1 protein-coding gene is annotated in these 1,473 nt (G+C 34.6%); it reads right to left on the bottom strand.

What is annotated here, in order from left to right:
- Window positions 1-37 precede the first annotated feature (37 nt).
- Window positions 38-1,368, bottom strand: a protein-coding gene (locus tag EM808_RS28335) for an IS3 family transposase (protein ID WP_235856747.1) whose coding sequence is annotated in 2 segments (ribosomal slippage) — window positions 38-996 and window positions 996-1,368 — 1,332 coding nt in all. Because the reading frame shifts where the segments join, the coding sequence is not laid out codon by codon here.
- Window positions 1,369-1,473: the final 105 nt, after the last annotated feature.

Genomic DNA, 1,473 nt, shown 5'->3' with positions numbered 1-1,473 from the left:
TAAAGTGTACCCTTTGTAAAGGACATTTAAAAAAAGCCTAGGCAGTTTTAAGAAGATGATCTCTGTATTGAACAGGGGTCATCTTTTTTAAGTTCCACTGATATCTATAGTAATTGTAATAAATCATATATTGTTTAATTTCTTTTCTTAATTCATCTAGACTTGTACATGCTTTAATAGAGGCTTCATCTTTAAAATGGCCAAAGAATGATTCTTGAGGGGCGTTATCCCAACAGTTTCCTCGTCTTGACATAGATTGACGTAACCCTAATTTCTTTACTGCTTTTTGAAAGATAGGACTTGTATAATGAACACCTTGATCCGAGTGAATTAAGGCATCTTTTGCTTTCTTAAAGTTTTTGTTCTTCTTTAACTTCTTGAGAGTATCTGTAGCTAATTCCAAGGTCATTCTATCCGATACATGATAGGCTAAAATTTCACCAGTTGAACCGTCCTTAATGACTGATAAATAGGCTCTTAGCCCTTTGCCGAAATGAAGATATGTGATATCAGTCAGAAGCACTTTCCTTGGAATTCCTTGCTTAAATTGTCTATTTAAAAGGTTTGGTACAACGCGATGTTCTTTTGTAGCTTTCATCATTCGTCTATAAGGATTTGCCTTTCTAAAGGGGCAAATAATGCCGTACTTCTTCATAATGCGTCGAATACGTTTCAAATTGTAGACAACATCAAATTGACCCGCCAAAGTCATTTTAATTTGACGTGCCCCTTTCTTTCGCCCTTTGAAATTAAAAGCTTTTAAGACAATCTCCTTTACAATTTCATCCTTTTCATTTTTGCGCTTTCTTTGTTCTTGTGTCTTAGCTGAGAAGTACTGATAATAGCCACTTCTTGAGACGCCAGCTATTTGACATAAGTACTTCACCATATGATTTAATTTATATTTTTCAATCACTGAGCGAATAAGAATATACCTTTGGCTAGGGGGGAGTTCTAATTCCTCATCCCCCTTTCTGCCAAACGAATCTTTTTTAATAGTTCGTTTTCAGCCTTTAGTAAGTTAATTTGTGCTTCTAAGCAAGCATTTTTCTCTTCCATGGTCCGATCTCTTTCTATTGGGCGCCCCGAGTTTTCTGCCCTTGTGTCACGTAAACCGATTATCCCGTTCATTTTGTATGCTTTTTTCCATCTTTTACTCGCTGAATAAACTCTATCCATCCCCAAAACCTCAACGTCAAAGCCACATTGTTCAAATATATTTCTTGTTAAATTTCCCTTCTCTTTCTCAGTAATAAAAATATGTTTAAATTCATCTGTATAAGTGATTCCTTTTGTACTTACAGATTTAACGTATTTATTAGTGGATAGCTGCTTGATCTCTTTCTCTGTGAAAATCTTTTTACTCATTATTTTCTCCGTCTCCATGTTTCTCTAGTTGTGTTACATAATTATACAAAAAAATACCCTATAGGTAGACTTTTTTTAAGTGTCTACTCTATAGGGTACATTTTA

It is taken from the genome of Niallia taxi (assembly GCF_004005475.1).
In the GTDB taxonomy this organism is placed as follows: domain Bacteria; phylum Bacillota; class Bacilli; order Bacillales; family Cytobacillaceae; genus Niallia; species Niallia taxi.
This window is presented reverse-complemented; position numbering and strand designations above follow the sequence as displayed.